Origin of the sequence: Allosphingosinicella sp. (assembly GCF_046295735.1) — a bacterium.
Lineage (GTDB): Bacteria > Pseudomonadota > Alphaproteobacteria > Sphingomonadales > Sphingomonadaceae > Allosphingosinicella.
The window spans coordinates 69,644-84,434 of sequence record NZ_JBKBMQ010000006.1; the positions used below are offsets into that span (position 1 = coordinate 69,644).

Genomic DNA, 14,791 nt, shown 5'->3' on the forward strand with positions numbered 1-14,791 from the left:
TACAAAAACCGCTTCAAGTTTCGGTTAACGGGCGGCGCCCTCCTGGCCCCGCGCCTGACGCTTGCCGAGCCAGAAGCCGGCGGCGATCAGCAGCAGGAACGGAGTCAGGATCAGGCGGTGGCGCTCGCCGAATTCAAACCAGATGTTGGTGAGACCGATCGAGAGGAGGAGGACGAGGGCGTAGAGCAGCACGGGATCGACGCTGCGCTCCCGGAAGCGCCGCCACGCCCCCGCCGCGGCCGAGGCGAGCAGCGCCGCCCAGGCGCCCTGAAGCAGCGGCGCGAGCCGGGCATGATCGGCCGCGGAGATGGCCGGGGTGGTGTGGCGGTAGCGGGCGAGCGGCGACTCCTCATAGGCGAAGCCGTAGACGAGGCTGCGCAGCGCCTCGCCGAGGAAACCGATCGGATTGTCCCGGATCACCTCGCGGGCGAGGCCGCCCATGATCCTGGCCCGTTCCGGCTCGGGAAGCTCGAACAGGCCGGGCGGAAACGGCACGCGCAAACCTACCAAAGCCGAGTTGATCATCATCCCCGACGCGGTGGTGAAGGGCACAAAGGCGCCGAACAGCATCCAGTTTCGGATCCACCAGGGAAGGAGGACGGCGATAAGGGTCGGCAGCGCGGTAAGGCCGAGCCGCAGCACCGGCCCGAAGCCCCGCTGCCAGATCAGCACCAGCGCCACCGCCCCCGGGGCGAGCGCCAGCGAGGGCTGGGTCAGCGACAGCAAACCCCACCAGAGGCCGAGCCACAGCCCGTGCCGCCAGCGTCTCGCCCCTTCCGGCGGCTCCGCCAGCCAGGTCGCCACGCCCCGCAGCAGCAGCAGGACGAACAGGAGAGTGAGCGACTCCTTCTGCGGGATGCCGGCGGACAAAGCGAAGGCCGGCCATGCGAAATAGGCGATCGCCGCCACCCGGCCCGCCGCGGGGCGGCCAAGGCGCCGGCCGGCATCGGCGATGCACCAGGCGGCGATGGCGTCGATCAGCGTGTTCATCGCCAACGTGGCGTAGGCCGAGACGCCGAACACGGCCCAGAAGCCGGCCAGCGCGAGCGGGTAGAGCGGCGGGAAATAGGCGCGAAGATCGCGGCCATATTGCCAATCGTCGGTGACGAGCCCGCGCCCTTCGAGAACGGCCGTGGCGAGATTGGTATAATTCATCGGATCGGCGCCGAGCGCGACGTCGAAGGTGAGCTGTGCCGACCACCATCGAATGAGGAGCGAGAGCGCCGCGATGCCCGCCAGCAGTGACCAGTCCGGCCGCGCGCTTGCCGCCCGCCGCACCAGCTGCGCCATCGCGCCGAGCCACAGCAGAAGGAGCAAGAGGGCGATGGCATCAAAGCGCTCGACGATGCCCACCGCGAGGACCATGGCGGCCGCGAGGCCGACCAGCGCCAAGGCCGCTGCCAGCGCGAGCGCGGCCAGCCGCGCCCAGCCCGGCGCGCCCCCGGCCCCGAGCGCGGCGCTACGATCGATCTGCAAGGCGGCCCCTCCCCTCCGGCGTCTTTGCGAGGGAGTACAATGCGGGGCCGCTATGGCAATCCTTTTCGGGTTCGCTAGGGACGACGGGACGTCCGGACCGCCGGCAGCAAGGGAGATCGAAGTGGCAGAAGATGTGGAAGCGATCGCCGGCCGGTTCGTCGAGGCGCGGCGCGCGGCGCGGCGGCTCGACGCCTATCCTGGCCCGCTCCCGGACACGCTCGACGACGCCTATGCGATTCAGGATGCGGCGATCGCGCGCTGGAACCGGCCGGTGATCGGCTGGAAGATCGGCCGGGTCGGGTCGCCATTGTCGGACCGGTTCGGCGTCGATCGTCTCGCCGGTCCGATCTTCCATTCGCGCCCGGCCGCGACCGACCCGGTCGCCATGCCCGTCTTCGCCGGAGGCTTCGCCGCGGGCGAGGCAGAATTCCTGCTGCGAATCGCCGCCGTGCCGCCCGAGGGCAAGCGCCGCTACTCGCTGGACGAAGCGGCGGACCTCATCGACGCGGTGCATGCCGGCATCGAGATCGCCAGCTCGCCGCTGGAGCCGATCAACCGGATCGGGCCAATCGCCGTCATCTCGGACTTCGGCAACAACAATGGCCTGGTGGTCGGCCCGGAGGTTCCGGACTGGCGCAACAGCGGTTTCGAGGATTGGACCGTCACGACCTTCATCGACGGCGAAGAAGCGGGGTCCGGCCGGGCATCGGCATTTCCGGACGGTCCGATCGGCGCCGCCCGCTTCCTGTTCGAGCTGATGGCGCGGCGGGGCATCGCGCTCCGGCCCGGCCAGTGGATCTCGTCGGGCGCGGTCACCGGAATACATCCGGCGCGGCCCGGCCAGCTGGTCGAGGCGCGCTTCGGGAGCGATCTCACGCTCCACGCGCGGCTGGTGGCGGCGGAGGGGGAATAGCCCCTCCCCCATGGAGGGAGAGGGGCCGTCAGGGATCAGTTCGCCGCCGGCTCCGGCATCATCGAGCTGTGGAGATGGTCGATCAGCCACTGCCCGTTCTCGTAGCGGTAGATGAAGGAATAGCGCGCGGCGACCGGCGTCTGCGCGCCGGTCGTGGGATCGGTGAGGGTCACCGTCCAGGTGCCGAGCCGCGCGGCCTGGTTGCAGCCGAGCTTCACCGTTCCGGTGTCGATGCGGCCGACCGGCGCGCCCTTGAGGAAGCCGACGAAATAATCGCGAATGCCCTCATGATCGGTGCGCGGGCGGTTCGAGACGGTCGGCAGCAGAACCGCGTCGCGGGTGAACAGAGCGGTCACCGTGTCGGGGTTGCCGGTCGCCCAGGCCTGGTTGAAGCGATCGAACTGGGCTTCGACATCCTGCTGCGTGACGGGGGCGCAGCGCGCATGATCATTGGCGAGCGCGGGCGACGCGGCGCCGATGCCGATCAGGGCGGCGGTAGCGACTTTCAACATCCTGGCCATTTCACGTGTCTTCCTTGTGATTTGCGGGTCACCGGCTAAGGCCCGACAAGGCGCCGCTCGATCCAATCGAAAGGATCGCGGCCACGCGATAGATGGCGTCTATGGAGCTGCCCTCCCCTGCCCGATCAGGACGGCAGCGCGAGCTTCGGCAATTGCTGGTGCTGGACGACCCGCCAGTCCTCATGGCCGAGACGGCGGTAGGTGGAGGTGCACCAGGCTTCGTAGCCGGCCTCGCCCTCCCGCTCCGCGCGGGCATGATATGCGACGACGATCAGCCCTTCCTCGGGGCGCGCCACCTGGCGCCGGCTGAGCTCCACCTTGGTCCAGCGCGGGGTGCCCGATACGGCCGCGATCGCCGCTTCGCCGCGCAGGACGAAGGGATCCGCCGGCACCACCATCAGGCAGTCCGCGTCGACGGCGGAGCGGTAGACATCCTCGCCGCCGATCCACAGGCTCTCCTCGAACCGCCACACCCGTTCGTCGTCCATACCCGTCTCCATTGGTCGCTCGCCTCCGCCAACCGGCGCGCCCGCGGCTGGTTCCCGGGAACGAACCCCCGGTCCGGCCGGTTCTCGCCTTCGACCCCAATCACGGAGACGAACGGATGAGCCAGGAGGGCAGCGAAAAGGACGTGTGGAAGATCGTCGCGGACCAGCGGATCGCGATGCTGACGACGCAGGAAGAGAGTGGCCGCCTGGTGAGCCGGCCGATGGCCTGCCTCGCCCGGCCCGAGGAAGGGCGGATCTACTTCGTCACCCGGATCGACGCCAAGGTCGGCGAGATCGGCGGATCGGCCGAAGTCAATCTCGGCTTCGCCGACACCCACAAGAACACCTACCTCTCCTTGTCGGGTACGGCGCGCACGAGCCAGGACCGCGAGAAGCTGCGCGACCTCTGGTCGATGTTCACCGAGGCCTGGCTGCCGGAAGGTCCGGACGGCGAGGATGTGGCGCTGGTGACGGTGGAGCCAAGCGAGGCGAAGCTGTGGGATTCGACCCGCAGCAACCTCATCTACGGCGCCAAGGTGCTGAAGGCGGTGGCGACCCAGACGCCGCCGAGCGGCGGCCGGATCGAGGAGGTCGACATGGGCGGCTCCGGCGACACGTCCGGCGCGTCCGGCACCTCGGCACCGAGTTCCGGCCAGGCCGATGCCTATGACGAGAAGATGCGCGAAAGCGCCGGGACCGGCGCGTCCAGCATGGCCGGCCCGACGGTGTGACGCCCGGGCCGCGGGCGGCGGCGGGAAGGCGGGTCCTTCCCGCCTACCCGTTGTGGGCCGCTTTGCCCTACACGCTGCTCGCACTCGTCATCGTCCCCGTCTACTGGATCGAATATGGGCCGCAGAATTTCCTGTGGTTCTCCGACATCGCTTTGTTCGTCACCGCCTGGTGCCTCTGGACCGGCCACCGGCTCGCTTCTTCGATGATGGCGGTCGGCGTTCTGCCGCTGGAGATCGTGTGGACCGCCGATTTCCTGACCGGCGGGGCGCTCGGCGGGCTCGCCGGCTACATGTTCGACGACAGCTATCCGCTGTGGCTGCGCGCCTTCTCCCTGTTCCACTTGCCGCTGGTGGCGGTGCTGGTCTGGATGCTGTGGCGCCAGGGCTATGATCCGCGCGCCGTCTGGGCGCAGACCCTGCTCGCCTGGATCGTGCTGCCGCTCACCTGGTGGCTGACGACGCCGGAGGAGAATATCAACTGGGTCTGGGGCCTCGGCCCGGACGCGGCGGGCTTCCTCTCGCCGCAGCTCTATCTGCTGGCCTTGATGGCGGCGGTGCCGATCGCTGTCTACCTTCCCACCCACCTCATTCTGAAGCGTCTGTTCGGCACCGTTCCGCGGGCACCGGCGCGGGATCGCGGTCCTCCGGGATCAGATGCACCAGCGAGCGGCTGACGTCGATCACCGCGCGGTGCGCCTTCATCGCGTCCTGGCCGACGATGCCGTGGACCGATCCGCCCGCCATCGGCGCCAGCATGGTCGCGATCTGGCCGAGATCGGTCACCATGATGCGGCGCAAACGCACCGGGACCGGCCCGATGGCGAAGTCGTCGATGCCGACCTGCCGCGCCTCCATCGCCCCGCCGAGCCCGACCGCGCCGCCGACCCGCCCCCCTTCGGCCAGTCCGAAGTCGGTTTCGTAGCCGGCATGGATGACGGTGGCATTGGCACCGGTGTCGAGCACGAAGGTGCCGGGGCGGCCGTTCAGGGTCACGTCGACGATGTGATGGCCGCTCGCAAGCTCCCGCATCGGAACGCCGGTGAAGCCGAGCAGGCAGAGCGCGTGATCGACCGTGCCCGCTTCCTCGGGCCGGTAGTCCCCCACCTGCGGGCCGGACCCCGCGACGGGCAGCCGGTCGCATCCGGCGAGGACGGGAAGGAGGAGAAGGCTGGCAAGGATCGCGCGCATGTCCCGCCAAAGCCGCGTCAACCGATAAGTTCCTTGAGCGGCCGGCCGGCGTCGGCGAGGTCGCCGGGCGAAAGCGCCGCGCCGATCTCCACCAGCCGCCGCCCCTGGGCGTAATCGCGTACATTGTTGACGCAATCGAGCGCGATCACGCGCCCTTCGCGCAGGTACACGACGGAGAAGGCGCCGCTCGCCGGATCGCCGCGCACCACCGCCTCGTCATGGCCCTGGCTGAGGCCGACGGTCTGGAGACGCAGGTCATATTGGTTGGACCAGAACCAGGGGACGGCGTCATAGGGCTTCGGCCGGCCCGCAATATGCCGGGCCGCGGCGCTTGCCTGGTCGTTCGCGTTCTGCACCGATTCGAGCCGGATGCGGGCGCCGCCGGCAAAGCGGTTCTCGAAGGCGGCGCAGTCTCCGGCGGCGTAGATGCCGTCGAGCGAGGTGCGGCCATGTTCGTCGACGAACACGCCGTTGCCGCCCTCCGCGCCCGCGGCGATCAGGGGATCCGCCGCGGCGTCGATGCCGATGCCGACGATCGCGAGATCGCACGGCACCACCTCGCCGCCGGAAAGCCGCACGCCGGCGACCCGCTTTTCCCCCTCCAGACATTCCACGCGGGCCTCGAGGCGCACGTCCACGCCTTCGGCGCGGTGGCGGTCTTTGAAGAAACGGGACAGAGGCGCGCCCGCCACCCGGACGAGCAGCCGGTCGGAGGCTTCGAACAGGGTGACCTCGCGCCCCATCTTCCTCAGCACCGCCGCCGCCTCCAGGCCGACATAGCCGCCGCCGATCACCGCCACCCGCCGCACTCCGGCCAGTTCGGCGCGAACGGCGTCGGTGTCGGCGCGGGCGCGGATCGCGTGGACGCCCGCGAGGTCGCCGCCGGGGCAGGACAGCCGCCGCGCACGTCCGCCGGCCGCCCAGACCAGCCGGCCGAAGCCGATCTCCGCGCCGTCCCGGCAAACCAGCCGGTTCGGCCGCACCGCCACCACCTCGCACCCGCCGAGATGCGCGATCGCCCGCTCCGTCCAGAAGGAGGGCGGGCGGATCAGCAGGCGGTCGAACGGCTTGTCGCCGCTCAGATAGTCCTTGGACAGAGGCGGCCGCTCGTAGGGCAGATCCGGCTCGCGGCCGATGAGGGCGATGCTGCCGCCATAGCCGAGCTGGCGCAACGCGATCGCCGCCTGCGCCCCAGCATGGCCCGTCCCGACGATCGCAACGTCATAAGTCCCCATGGCCCGGTTCCATTCCCGACGCGGCCCTGATCCGCAAGCCGGATGTTCGGTCAGCCCGCGCCGGACGGCGCGGTGGTCCAGCCGAGGCGGGGCAGCGCGATCGAACGTTTGCCGGAGAGATCGACGCGCTGGGCGATGAGGCCGCGGCTTTCCATATAGTCGAGGAGGCGCCGGACCCGCCCAGGCGAACGGGTGCCGTAGGCCTCGCCGATCGCATCCTCGGAGGGGCATTCCGCGCCCTCCTTCGCGGCGCGGGCGAGCATCAGGAAGGCGCCGATCATCTCCTCCGGCAGCTCCTGCGACAAAGCGAGCGCGTCCTGCCAGCCTTCCTCGTCCTCGCCGCTGATGCCGGCCTTGGCCATGCCGAGGCGGCGGCGGAATTCGGTGAGGTCGAGCGGCGCGGCCGTCACCCGCCGCATCCGGCAGCGGAGCAGGAAATCCTGGTAGAGGATGGCCGGCGTCTGGAAGGCGGCGTCGGGATCCTCGGCGATGGCGGCGAGGGCTTCGGACACGATCTCCTCGCGCTCATCCTCCGGCACCGGCGAGGGCTCGGGCGGCGCCGGGCGGGCGATGGTGCGCAGCACCTCTTCGGCGGCGACCGGCACGCGAAGCGGCGGCGGCGGCGGCGGCGGCTCGTCCGACGGGGCGAAAAGCAGGCTCTGCGCGTCCTCCTGCGGCGTCTCTGGCAGCGGCACCAGCTTCGGCCCGCCGCCGCGCGAGCCGGTGCGGACGCTGCCGATCCGGACCGCGACCGGCCGCCGGGAAATGGCGGGGCCGAGCGCCAGGAACTGGCCGCGCGCGAGATCGCGTATCTGTTCGGCCTGGCGCCGCTCCATGCCGAGCAGGTCGGCGGCGCGCGCCATGTCGATATCGAGGAAGGTGCGGCCCATCAGGAAGTTGGACGCTTCCGCCGCGACATTCTTGGCGAGCTTGGCGAGCCGCTGGGTGGCGATGATGCCGGCGAGCCCGCGCTTGCGGCCGCGGCACATGAGGTTGGTCATCGCGCCGAGCGAGGTCCGCCGCGCCTCGTCCGAGACTTCGCCGGCGGCGGCCGGCGCGAACACCTGCGCCTCGTCGACCACCACCAACGCCGGATACCAATGTTCGCGCGGCGCATCGAACATGGCGGACAGGAAGGTAGCGGCGCAGCGCATCTGCGCCTCCATTTCCAACCCCTCGAGGCTCAACACCACCGACACGCGATGCTCGCGGATGCGCGCCGCCATGCGCGCGATCTCGGCGGTGGAATGATCGGCGGCGTCGATCGCGACATGGCCGAACGCGTCGGCGAGCGTCACGAAGTCCCCTTCCGGATCGATCAGAACCTGCTGGACGACGCCCGCGCAGCCTTCGACCAGCCGGCGCAGCAGGTGCGACTTGCCCGATCCGCTGTTGCCCTGGACCAGCAGGCGGGTGGCCAGCAGCTCCTCCAGGTCGAGAAACACCGCGGCCCCGGCGCCGTCCACCCCCATGTCGATCTGTACGCTCACGCGAATCCCATGGCCGATCAGGGGCATGGGAGGCAAGGCGGATGGGACGGGCGGCGCCCGCCGCCGCGTCAATCGTCTGCGGACGCGGGGATCGCCGAACGGCTCTTCAGGTCGAACTGGTCGCCGGTGCCGAGCACATGGACCTTGACGTCGTGCATCGACAGCACCCGCTCCGGCCGCGCCTCGGCGAGGTTGCAGTGGCTGACCTGGCTGCCGTCCACCACATAGACGGCGCCGCTGCCGATCACCCGGAACCGGTCGCCCTCCAGGATCGCCGCCGTGTCCTCGTCGATGCCGAGGCCGAGCACCCGCGGATTGTGGGCGACGGCGCCGAGCAGCCGGCCGAATCGCCCGCGCTCGGCGAAATGCTGGTCGATGATCACGTTGCGGACGAGGCCGAGCCCCGGCGACATGTGAAGGTCCCCGATGCGGTGGGTCTCGCGGCTTGTGCCCTTCACCAGCATCGTGTCGCTCATCACCGACGCGCCGGCCGAGGTGCCGGCGATCAGCCCGCCCCGCTCGAACAGCGCGCGCACCTTGGCCTCGATGCCCGTGTCGCCGATCTGGCTGGTGATCCGAAGCTGGTCGCCGCCCGAGAAGAAGATGCCGGCCGCATCGTCGAGCACGGCGAGCTTCTCCCGGTCGCTCGCCTCGCAGCGGTCCTCGACATAAAGCTCCACCAGCTCGCCCACGTCGAGATCGGCGAAACCCTTCTGATATTCGTCGAAATAGCCTTCCGGGCGATGGCTCGCGACGGTGGCGAGCACCAGCTTGCCGCCATGGACGTGGCGCGCGACTTCCTTGAGAATCTCTCGGTGCCCGCGCGGATCGCGCTCTTCGCCGCCGCCGATGATGATCAATGTGCCGCGCCGGCGCTCTTCGCTCATGCTTCGTCCTTATACATCCGTGTCTGGAGTCGCGCCGGGCGCGCGTCGGTTCGGTGCCGCTATTCGGCCGCCACCATCGCCCGCCCCCAGGCCGGGGCCGCGAGGTCCGGGGCCCGGAAGCTCGTCACCTGCTCCCAGGCGGCGAACACGTCGGTGGGAGTGAGGACGACGAGTTCGCCCGGCCCGGCGGCGGTGAGCGCCGCGGCGGTCGATTCCGCCTCGCCGCGCACCAGGTGGATGCGATCGGCCGAGGCGCCGCCTTCCAGCGCCCCCTGCTTCAGCATGCCCATGATCTCGCCGCGCGGCCGGCCGCGGGTGCCCGGATCCTCGCGGAAGATGATCGTGTCGAAGATGCCAGCCGCGATCCGGCCCATCTCGATGATGTCCTCGTCGCGCCGGTCGCCGGGGATGGAGACCGAGCCGATCGACCTCTTGTATCGGTGACGCAGGCCGCGGACGAGCTCGCCCAGCGCCTGCAGACCCGCGGCATTGTGGGCATAATCGACGATCACGCGGAAGCCATGCTCGTCATGGATGTTGAGCCGCCCCGGATTCTGCTCGAAGGTCGACTGGAAGGTCATCAGCGCGCTGCGGATGGTGAGCAGCGACACGCCGTGGGCGATGCACATGGCGATGGCGGCCATGGCATTGGCGATGTTGAAGGTCGCCATGCCGTGCACCGTGGCGGGGATGGACCCCGCCTTCAGCACCATTTCCCGCCGTCCGTCCTGATGGAGGACGATGGTGCCGCCTTCCTCGCCGGGCTCGCGCACCACCGCGGTGCCGCCTTCGTCGATATGGCTGCGCAGGAAGGCCGGCATGTCCTCGCCGCCGTTCAAAGAGAACCAAGTGATCCGCCCGCCGGCCCGGCGCGCCATCTTCACCGTCAGCGGATCGTCGGCGTTGAGAACGCTGGTGCCGCGCCGGCCGACCGTCTCGACGATCAGCGACTTCACGTTGGCGAGGTCCTCGATCGTCTCGATGCCCTTCAGGCCGAGATGGTCGGCGGTGACGTTCAGCACCACGCCGACATCGACCTGGTCGAAGGCGAGCCCCTCGCGCAGCAGGCCGCCGCGGGCGGTTTCCAGCACCGCCACGTCGACGGTCGGGTCGCGCAGCACGATGCGGGCGCTGCGCGGGCCGGTCGCGTCGCCGTCCGACACCAGAACGTCGTTCACATAGACGCCGCTCGTGGACGTGAGGCCGACGGTGCAGCCGGTATAGCGCAGCACATGCTTCACCATCCGCCCCACGGTCGACTTGCCGTTGGTGCCGGTGATGGCGAGGATCGGTATGCGGGTCGGCGCGCCGCGCGGGAACAGCATGTCGATCACCGGTCGGGCGACGTCGCGCGGCGGCCCTTCCGACGGCTCCAGATGCATGCGGAAGCCGGGCGCGGCGTTGACCTCGATCACCCCGCCCCCGGTCTCGCGCACCGAGCGGCCGATGTCGGGCGCCATGAAATCGATGCCGGCAATGTCGAGCCCGACGATCCGCGCGGCGCGCAGGGCGATGGCGGCATTGTCGGGGTGAATTTCGTTGGTGCGATCGATGGCGGTGCCGCCGGTGGAGAGATTCGCGGTGGCGCGCAGCATCACCGTCTCTCCCGCCTGCGGAATGCTGTCGGGCGTCAGACCGGCCCGCGCGATGAACTCGACCACATGATCGTCGATCCTGATCCTGGTCATCACCTTTTCGTGGCCGTCGCCGCGACGCGGGTCCCGGTTCACGATCTCCACCAGTTCTGCGATGCTGCTGATGCCGTCGCCGACGACATGGGCGGGCACGCGCTCCGCCACCGCGACCAGCTTGCCGTCGATCACCAGGATGCGATGGTCCTTCCCTTCGAAGAACTGCTCGACGATGACGCGGCGGCCATGCTCCTGCGCCTCGGCGAAGCCGAAGCGGAGCTGCTCCTCGCTTCGGATGGCGATGGTGACGCCGCGGCCGTGATTGCCGTCGAGCGGCTTGGTGACGAGCGGCCAGCCGAGCCGGCGCGCCGCCTTCGCCGCCTCCTCGACATCGCGCACGACGACGCCCTTGGGCACCGGAACGCCGCTCTCGTCGAGCAGCCGCTTGGTGAAGTGCTTGTCGCCGGCGATGTCGGTCGAAATCTGCGAGGTGAGGCCGGAGATGCTGGCGCGGATGCGCTGCTGATGCTTGCCGTGGCCGAGCTGGAGGAGGCTGCCCTCGTTGAGCCGCATCACCGGAATGCCGCGCCGCTCCGCCTCGTCGACCAGCGCCTGGGTGGTGGGGCCGAAGCTCGTCCGCCGCACCAGCCGCTCGAGCGCCGCCAGCCGCCTGTCGAAATCATAGGGGCCTTCAAGCTCGTAGATACGGTCCAGCCCCTCGATGCCGCGCAATTCCTCGGGCAGGAGGTCGTTCACCAGCTCGAGCGCGAACCGCCCCGCTGCGAGGCCGACCTCCTCCTCGCGATAGGAGAACATGATGTTGTAGACGCCCGGCCTGCCCTTCACCGACCGCGTCTTGCCGCGCGTGCAGCGGTGCCCGGCGCGGGTCTGGAGCTCCAGCGCCACATGCTCGGCGATATGCCCCATCCAGGTGCCGCTCTCCAGCCGCCGCACGAAGCCGCCGCGCCGCTTGAAGCAGCAATGATGGTTGTGGAGCCCCGGCAGCAGCTTCAGCAGCGCTTCGTTGAAGCCGGCGATGCGATCGGATGGCCAGTCCTCCATGCGGCCGAGATCGACCTGGACGCGCACCATCGGCGTGTGGCTGAAGAAGTGCGGGCCGCGATAGACGGTCTTCTCGACCACCCGCATCGGCTCCGTCAGCAGCCGGGTGACGGGATCGGACTTCGCTCCGAAGAAGACGCGATGCTCCCCCACGTGTCGACACTCCTCGAAGATCCCCGTCCGTGTGGTCGGTACGCTGGCCAGGACGGCCGCGGGGAACATTGTTGATGATCTGCTAAACCCCCGGAAACAGGTGGAAGTTCCGGCGCGCCGAGCCTGATCCAGGTTAATGACGGCAGCGGAACGAGCGACTTGGTTGTGAGATCAAGGACATGGGGCCGAACCGCCGTTCGCGGCATTCGGCGGCGGCCTGTGGCAGCCGCGCGGCGGCCTCGCTGGAAACGCGCTCCGCCGCCCGCTAGGATCGGCGCTCCACTGCAAGGGAGCCCTCATGAGCGCGCGCATTTCTCCCCCGGCCGAAGCGATCCGCGACACGCATTGCACGGCGGAAGACTATGAAGCGCTCTACCGCCGCTCGGTGGAGGATCCGGACGGTTTCTGGGGGGATCAGGCGCGCCGCATCCACTGGGAACGGAACCCCAGCCGCGTCGCAAACTGGTCGTGGGACCCGGTGGACATCAAATGGTTCGAGGACGGCGTCCTCAACCTCTGCCACAATTGCGTCGACCGGCACCTGGAAAGCCGGGCCGACACGCCGGCGATCGTCTGGGAAGGCGACGAGCCGGGCGTCACCCGTACCCTCACTTATGCCGCGCTCTACCGGGAGGTGGTGCGAATGGCGAACTGCCTGAAGGCGCTCGGCGCCGGCAAGGGCGACCGGGTGACGCTCTACATGCCGATGGTGCCCGAAGCGGCGGTGGCGATGCTCGCCTGCGCCCGGATCGGCGCGGTCCATTCGGTGGTGTTCGGCGGCTTCTCGCCCGAGGCGCTGCACGGCCGGATCGAGGATTGCGGCAGCCGCTTCGTGGTCACCGCCGACGGTGGCCGCCGCGGCGGCAAGCTGGTGCCCTTGAAGGAGAATGTCGACGCCGCGCTGGCGCGGGGCGGACCGGTGGAGGCGGTGCTGGTCGTCCGCCATCTCGGGCGCGAGGTCGCCATGCAGGAGGGCCGCGACCATTGGTACGACGAACTCGGCGCCATCGTGCCCGACAGCTGCCCGTGCGAGCCGATGAACGCCGAGGACCCGTTGTTCATCCTCTACACGTCGGGATCGACCGGGAAGCCCAAGGGCGTGCTCCACACCACCGGCGGCTATGCGGTGTGGACGGCGACCACCTTCCATTACGTGTTCGACTATCGGCCGGGCGAACTCTTCTGGTGCACCGCCGATGTCGGCTGGGTGACCGGCCATTCCTACGTCGTCTACGGCCCGCTGCTGAACGGCGCGACCAGCCTGATGTTCGAAGGCGTGCCCAACTACCCCGACTTCTCCCGCTTCTGGGACGTGGTCGAGCGGCACAAGGTCGACATCTTCTACACTGCGCCGACCGCGATCCGCGCGCTGATGCGCGAGGGCGAGGCGCCGGTGAAGCGGCACGACCGCTCGTCGATCCGAATGCTCGGCACGGTCGGCGAGCCGATCAACCCCGAAGCCTGGCTGTGGTACCATCGCGTCGTCGGCGAGGGCCGCTGCCCCATCATCGACACCTGGTGGCAGACGGAGACCGGCGGGGTGATGATCACCACCCTCCCCGGCGCGCACGACATGAAGCCGGGCTCGGCGGGGCGGCCCTTCTTCGGCGTGGTGCCCGAACTGCTCGACTGCGACGGGCGGCATCTGGCGGGCGCCGCTTCGGGCAATCTCGTCATCGCCGGATCATGGCCCGGGCAGATGCGCACCGTCTACGGCGATCATGACCGCTTCGTGCAGACCTATTTCAGCACCTACCGCAACCGCTATTTCACCGGCGACGGCTGCCGCCGCGACGAGGACGGCTATTATTGGATCACCGGCCGGGTGGACGACGTGCTCAACATCTCCGGCCACCGCCTCGGCACGGCGGAGATCGAAAGCGCGCTGGTCAGCCACACCAAGGTCGCCGAGGCGGCGGTGGTCGGCTATCCGCACGACATCAAGGGCCAGGGCATCTATTGCTACGTCACCCTGATGGAGGGGGAGGAAGGATCGGACGCGCTGGAGCAGGAGCTGCGCGCCCACGTCCGCGCCGAGATCGGCCCGATCGCAAGCCCCGACCTCATCCACTTCACGCCCGGCCTCCCGAAGACCAGGAGCGGCAAGATCATGCGCCGCATCCTCCGCAAGATCGCCGAGAACGACTTCGGCAATCTCGGCGACACGTCCACCCTGGCCGAACCGCAGCTGGTCAACAGTCTGATCGCGGGGCGGCGGAACCGGTGAGAAGGCTAGCAAGTTTCGGTTAAGGCTAGCGCCTCGCATTCGACACTGGTAGAATGAGGCCATGCCTAGGAGCGACTCCGCGCAGCTCAACATCCGGTCCCGGTTCGCGCGGGAACGGGCCGCCGGTCTCGCCAGGGAGACGGGGATGAGCGTCACCCAGATCGTGGAGGAGGCGCTGCGCGCCTATCAGCCGGCCGGCATTCCCGCGCGTCCGAGCAGCCTCGTGCGCAAGGGCCCGCTCCTGGTTGTTCCGGCATCGAGCCGGAAAGTCTCACACGAGGAAGTCGAAGCGGCCCTCGAGGCGATGCGGCGCGAGGGGAGATGAAGCCGCTCGCGTTGATCGACACCAACGTCGTCATCGCCGCGGTCGCGGAGGCCCACGCCCACCACGAGCCTTCACTAGCCCTGTTCGAGGCAGGGCCGCCGGGCCGCTTCGCCGTTGCGGCCCATTCCTATGCCGAAGCCTATGCCGTCCTCACCAGCCCTGCCGAGCGGGCTCCGTTTCGCTGGACGCCGGACACCGCCTGGGCGGCGCTTGCCAGCGTCGCGGCGGCGACGCGTTTGGTCGGGCTCAGCCATTCGCAGCTTTTCGACACCGTGCGAAGCTTCGCTGCCGAAAGGGGCGTCGGAGCGCGGCTTTACGATCGGGCGATCGGGGAGGCGGCGGTCCAGCACGACATTCCCTCCATCATCAGCTGGAACGTCAAGCACATGCGCCCGCTCTTTCCAGACCTGCAAGTCCTCAGCCCCGCGGATTTCCTGTCGACCTGAACCGTGAGCGGCCGCGAA

At 69.4% G+C, this 14,791-nt stretch carries 14 protein-coding genes; 6 read left to right on the forward strand and 8 right to left on the reverse strand.

The window, feature by feature from the left end; translation table 11 throughout:
* Positions 1–24: 24 nt before the first annotated feature.
* Positions 25–1,476 (reverse strand): glycosyltransferase family 39 protein, encoded by a 1,452-nt coding sequence (locus ACK4K7_RS07155; protein WP_431864717.1) that lies wholly within the window; start codon positions 1,474–1,476, stop codon positions 25–27.
* 121 nt (positions 1,477–1,597) lie between these two features.
* Here ACK4K7_RS07155 and ACK4K7_RS07160 point away from each other — a divergent pair, with 121 nt between their 5' ends.
* The gene (locus tag ACK4K7_RS07160; RefSeq protein WP_431864718.1) at positions 1,598–2,389 is read left to right on the forward strand and encodes a 2-keto-4-pentenoate hydratase; all 792 of its coding nucleotides are present in this window, start codon (positions 1,598–1,600) and stop codon (positions 2,387–2,389) included.
* A gap of 35 nt (positions 2,390–2,424) precedes the next feature.
* Here the strand turns inward: ACK4K7_RS07160 and ACK4K7_RS07165 are convergent, their stop codons facing one another.
* Both ACK4K7_RS07165 and ACK4K7_RS07170 read right to left on the reverse strand, forming a co-directional pair.
* Complete coding sequence (locus ACK4K7_RS07165) at positions 2,425–2,901, reverse strand: SgcJ/EcaC family oxidoreductase (RefSeq protein ID WP_431864720.1); 477 nt, start codon at positions 2,899–2,901, stop codon at positions 2,425–2,427.
* Between the two features lie 134 nt (positions 2,902–3,035).
* Entirely contained in the window at positions 3,036–3,398 is a 363-nt protein-coding gene (locus ACK4K7_RS07170) for a DUF4440 domain-containing protein (protein ID WP_431864722.1), read from the reverse strand.
* A 116-nt stretch (positions 3,399–3,514) separates the two neighbouring features.
* On the opposite strand from ACK4K7_RS07170, the gene ACK4K7_RS07175 reads away from it, so the two are divergent.
* Positions 3,515–4,129 carry a pyridoxamine 5'-phosphate oxidase family protein gene (locus tag ACK4K7_RS07175; protein ID WP_431864724.1) on the forward strand — a complete coding sequence of 205 codons (615 nt, stop codon included), beginning with the start codon at positions 3,515–3,517 and terminating at the stop codon, positions 4,127–4,129.
* 50 nt (positions 4,130–4,179) lie between these two features.
* Positions 4,180–4,803, forward strand: coding sequence for a hypothetical protein (locus ACK4K7_RS07180; RefSeq protein ID WP_431864726.1), 624 nt, complete (start codon positions 4,180–4,182; stop codon positions 4,801–4,803).
* Here the strand turns inward: ACK4K7_RS07180 and ACK4K7_RS07185 are convergent.
* The 5 genes from ACK4K7_RS07185 to cphA form a co-directional block, all read right to left on the reverse strand.
* Positions 4,715–5,338, reverse strand: coding sequence for a retropepsin-like aspartic protease (locus ACK4K7_RS07185; RefSeq protein WP_431864727.1), 624 nt, complete (start codon positions 5,336–5,338; stop codon positions 4,715–4,717). The genes ACK4K7_RS07180 and ACK4K7_RS07185 overlap by 89 nt on opposite strands.
* Complete coding sequence (locus tag ACK4K7_RS07190) at positions 5,335–6,552, reverse strand: NAD(P)/FAD-dependent oxidoreductase (RefSeq protein ID WP_431864729.1); 1,218 nt, start codon at positions 6,550–6,552, stop codon at positions 5,335–5,337. Before ACK4K7_RS07190 ends, ACK4K7_RS07185 begins: the two co-directional genes overlap by 4 nt.
* 50 nt (positions 6,553–6,602) lie before the next feature.
* Positions 6,603–8,042: a helicase HerA domain-containing protein gene (locus ACK4K7_RS07195; RefSeq protein ID WP_431864731.1), complete on the reverse strand. Its 1,440-nt coding sequence runs from the start codon at positions 8,040–8,042 to the stop codon at positions 6,603–6,605.
* 68 nt (positions 8,043–8,110) lie between these two features.
* The gene (locus ACK4K7_RS07200) at positions 8,111–8,929 is read right to left on the reverse strand and encodes a cyanophycinase (RefSeq protein WP_431864733.1); all 819 of its coding nucleotides are present in this window, start codon (positions 8,927–8,929) and stop codon (positions 8,111–8,113) included.
* Between the two features lie 59 nt (positions 8,930–8,988).
* Positions 8,989–11,775 carry a cyanophycin synthetase gene (gene cphA, locus ACK4K7_RS07205; RefSeq protein WP_431864735.1) on the reverse strand — a complete coding sequence of 929 codons (2,787 nt, stop codon included), beginning with the start codon at positions 11,773–11,775 and terminating at the stop codon, positions 8,989–8,991.
* A 298-nt stretch (positions 11,776–12,073) separates the two neighbouring features.
* Here cphA and acs point away from each other — a divergent pair, with 298 nt between their 5' ends.
* From acs to ACK4K7_RS07220, 3 genes are all read left to right on the forward strand, one after another.
* Positions 12,074–14,002 carry an acetate--CoA ligase gene (gene acs / locus ACK4K7_RS07210; protein WP_431864737.1) on the forward strand — a complete coding sequence of 643 codons (1,929 nt, stop codon included), beginning with the start codon at positions 12,074–12,076 and terminating at the stop codon, positions 14,000–14,002.
* 145 nt (positions 14,003–14,147) lie between these two features.
* A complete protein-coding gene (locus ACK4K7_RS07215; RefSeq protein WP_431864738.1) occupies positions 14,148–14,327 on the forward strand; it encodes a hypothetical protein in 180 nt (59 codons plus the stop codon).
* On the forward strand, positions 14,324–14,773 hold the full coding sequence (locus ACK4K7_RS07220) for a PIN domain-containing protein (RefSeq protein WP_431864740.1): 450 nt from the start codon (positions 14,324–14,326) through the stop codon (positions 14,771–14,773). Before ACK4K7_RS07215 ends, ACK4K7_RS07220 begins: the two co-directional genes overlap by 4 nt.
* The last annotated feature ends 18 nt before the right edge of the window (positions 14,774–14,791 follow it).

Coding starts and splice junctions, on each gene's coding strand:
- ACK4K7_RS07215 (WP_431864738.1), top strand. CDS start 14,148: ATGAGCGTCACCCAGATCGTGGAGGAGGCGCTGCGCGCCTATCAGCCG.
- ACK4K7_RS07165 (WP_431864720.1), bottom strand. CDS start 2,901: ATGTTGAAAGTCGCTACCGCCGCCCTGATCGGCATCGGCGCCGCGTCG.
- acs (WP_431864737.1), top strand. CDS start 12,074: ATGAGCGCGCGCATTTCTCCCCCGGCCGAAGCGATCCGCGACACGCAT.
- ACK4K7_RS07170 (WP_431864722.1), bottom strand. CDS start 3,398: ATGGACGACGAACGGGTGTGGCGGTTCGAGGAGAGCCTGTGGATCGGC.
- ACK4K7_RS07220 (WP_431864740.1), top strand. CDS start 14,324: ATGAAGCCGCTCGCGTTGATCGACACCAACGTCGTCATCGCCGCGGTC.
- ACK4K7_RS07190 (WP_431864729.1), bottom strand. CDS start 6,552: ATGGGGACTTATGACGTTGCGATCGTCGGGACGGGCCATGCTGGGGCG.
- ACK4K7_RS07175 (WP_431864724.1), top strand. CDS start 3,515: ATGAGCCAGGAGGGCAGCGAAAAGGACGTGTGGAAGATCGTCGCGGAC.
- ACK4K7_RS07200 (WP_431864733.1), bottom strand. CDS start 8,929: ATGAGCGAAGAGCGCCGGCGCGGCACATTGATCATCATCGGCGGCGGC.